The 2,794-nt window shown below is 76.1% G+C and carries 4 protein-coding genes; 1 reads left to right on the forward strand and 3 read right to left on the reverse strand.

Annotated elements, in window-relative coordinates; genetic code table 11:
* Positions 1–398: hypothetical protein (locus tag ACPCK6_RS29480; protein WP_423482842.1), on the reverse strand; the 398-nt coding region annotated here is incomplete at its 3' end.
* 4 nt (positions 399–402) lie between these two features.
* Between ACPCK6_RS29480 and ACPCK6_RS29485 the strand changes: the two genes are divergently transcribed.
* Positions 403–564, forward strand: a complete 162-nt coding sequence (locus ACPCK6_RS29485; protein WP_423482843.1) for a hypothetical protein — start codon at positions 403–405, stop codon at positions 562–564.
* A gap of 1 nt (position 565) precedes the next feature.
* On the opposite strand, the gene ACPCK6_RS29490 is transcribed toward ACPCK6_RS29485, so the two are convergent.
* Together ACPCK6_RS29490 and ACPCK6_RS29495 are read right to left on the reverse strand one after the other, a co-directional pair.
* Positions 566–1,375, reverse strand: coding sequence for a metal-dependent hydrolase (locus tag ACPCK6_RS29490; RefSeq protein WP_318334736.1), 810 nt, complete (start codon positions 1,373–1,375; stop codon positions 566–568).
* A 120-nt stretch (positions 1,376–1,495) separates the two neighbouring features.
* On the reverse strand, positions 1,496–2,794 hold a 1,299-nt coding region (locus ACPCK6_RS29495), incomplete at its 5' end, for a serine/threonine kinase C-terminal domain-containing protein (RefSeq protein WP_514132369.1).

Consider the following 2,794-nt stretch of genomic DNA (forward strand, 5'->3'; position numbering starts at 1 on the left):
CTCTGCTTGCCGCCACCCCGGGCGCTACCGTGCCCACAGGACGGTCGTGGCGCCGTCCGCACGGGGGAGGGGACAACGTGGGTACCACTGTCGCTCGTCATCTCGCCGGAGCCGTCGCGGCGTGGCTCGTCGTCGTCGCGGAGGCGGTCGCCGGCTACCTCGGCCTGCTGGCGTACGCGCTGGTCACCGGCGCCGACCCGGGCGGCCCGCTGGCCGGACCGCTGCTGGTGCTGATCGCGGCGCTGCTCGGTGTGGCGGCGCTGCCGTTGCTGTTCGCGCCGGCCGTCGCGCTCGGCGCGGCGGCGGGACGGCCGGCGGGCCGGTCCGGCGCTCGCGTACGCCGGGCTCGTCGCGGTCGGGCTGGCCGCCGGGTACGCCGCCGCGACGGCGGTCGCCACGGACGTGCCCGGCGCCCGGGTGCCGCTGGTGGCCGGGATCGCCGCGCTGCTGGCCCTCCCGCCGACGGCGGCGTACGCGCTCACCGCCCGCGGCGTGGGCTGGACCGCCCGGCTGATCCGGGCCCGGGCGGCCACCACCGGCCCGGTACGCGCCGAGGCGCGCTGACCTACACCTGGATGTCGAAGCGTTGCAGCACCGACGGGGCGACCAGTCCCACCGCGGCCAGGACGGACAGGATCGTCATCGCGGTGCGCAGCACCACCGTCTCGGCCTTGCTGCCGGTACGCAGAGCGATCTTGTTGGGCAGGCCGATCATCGTCCACATCCGGCGTTTGATCGGGATGGGCCACAGGATCGGCACCCCGGCCCGGGTGATCATGTCGCCGAGGATGTGCACGAAACAGCCCACCCCGACCGCGAGCCCGATCATCGGATAGCCCCGGTCCCCGGGCAGGTTGGCGAACGTGAACCAGGCCGCGGCGGCGGACACCAGCGTGACCACCACCCAGCCGGCACGCTCGGCCCACTCGTCGAACAGCCCGCGCAGCGCCAGGCCGATCATGAAGAAGAGGATGCCGACCACCGCCCACTTGCCGTAGTGGGCGCACAGCGCGGTGGTGCCCCAGCCGACGAGCACGGTGAACGGGATGGTGTGGGTCAGCGTGCGGTGCCCGTTGTTGCGGCGCGGGTCCTTGCTGAGCTTGGTGGCGTAGTAGACGCCGAGCGAGATCTTCTCCATCACCTCGGCGACGAAGAGGCTGACCACGCCGAACGTGCGGGCCACCGTGGCGCCGCCCTGGTTGCGGGTGACCTTCCCGGACAGGTCCAGGTCGGGGAAGAGCGCCCCGCCGGCGCAGACCGCGGTGCCCACCGCCAGGGCCAGCGGTGTCTGGTGGTAGTCCGCGAACTGGGCCATGGCCCAGGAGCCGGTCAGCCACACCGCCGCGCCCGAGAGCGCGTGGGACGGTCCCATCATCTCGGCTCGCCCTTCCCGAAGATCTTGATCCACGAAAACTACGCCACTGTAGTCAGCCCGTGCGACAGCGGGGCATCAGCCGGACGGTCCACTGGGGAAGTGGTGTCCCGCCGCGCCCCATCAGCCCGCGGTACGGGTGGGCCGTACCGTGCCGAGGCTCGCGCGGATGACGGCGAACTGCTTCGAGGCGGCGGACCAGTCGGCGTCGGAGGTGGTCCAGCCGAGCGTCCAGCCGGCCCGCTCGCCGGGCAGGACGCGCAACGCGCGCATCCGTTCCCCGTACGGCGCGGTCCAGCGGCACTCCCACGCCGCGCCCGGGCCGTCGGACTCCAGCCGGACCTTCTGGTAGTGCGGCAGCCGGCCGGCCGAGGTCAGGTCCCGCTCGGACGACTTCAGCCGGCCCACCGGATCACCTCCCGGGTACGGCTCGACGCCCAGGATGCGCCGCGTCTCCGGGTCCTGGAAGCAGGTGGTGTCACCGGAGCGCAGTTGCAGCCAGCCGGCGGGCAGGGCGATCCGGAAACCGCCGGTGTCGGCGGGCCAGACCCAGCCGGCCGGAACGGTCACCGGCGGGTCGTCAGGTGGCGGTCCCTTGCGGACCGGCGTGCCCGCCACGTCGGGGCGGACGCAGGGGAACGGCGGAGGCGGCACGCCCGGCCCGGGCGGACGGTCCCAGGGGCGGGCGACGGCTTCGGTGGAGCTGCCCGCCTGCGGCGCATCGTCGCGGCCACCGGTGATCGCCAGCGCGGTGCCCACCCCGGTCGCCACCGCCAGGAGTACGGCGCCCAGCATGAGTCCCCAGCGGTGCAGCGGGTTCCCGTCGTCGGAGGTGAGCGGGGGATCGGCGGGGCGGGGGACGCCGGCGGGCCGGGGCGGGGCCGGGTGAACCGCGCCGCTGTCGACAGGCCCGCTGTGGGCGACCGGTGGAGGCTTGGCGACCGGCGCGGCGCCGGGGCCGACGATGTGCACCGGGCTGAGGGCGTCGGCGCGGGGCGCCGACTCGGGGCCGCCCGGGCTGCCCGGGTCGACGAAGCTGGTGAGGACTGTGGGGCCGAGGCTGATCGGGGCCGGGCGGGCCGATCCGCCCCGGGACGGCTCGGCGGTCGCGGCCGGCTCCGGCTCGGCCGCCTGGCCGCGTTCCGGTTCACCGGGCCGGGCGCTCGTCTGTGGTGCCGCCCGGCCCACAGCGGCCGCGCGGCCGATCGCACCCGAACCGCCGTCCCCGGGCGGGCCACCGGCGGCGGGCGGGCCGCCGGCCACAGGGGGCCCGCCGACCGTCCTCGGGTCTCCGGCCGCCTGCGGACCGGCACCGGGGCCGACCGCGCCCGCGCCGCCGACCGTGCCTCCGACGGCCCCTCCGACCGCGCCCGAGCCTCCGATCGCGCCCGAGCCGCCGTTCGCGTCCGGACGGAGGTTCCC

This window comes from Micromonospora sp. AB353 (assembly GCF_049538395.1).
Taxonomy (GTDB): domain Bacteria; phylum Actinomycetota; class Actinomycetes; order Mycobacteriales; family Micromonosporaceae; genus Micromonospora; species Micromonospora aurantiaca.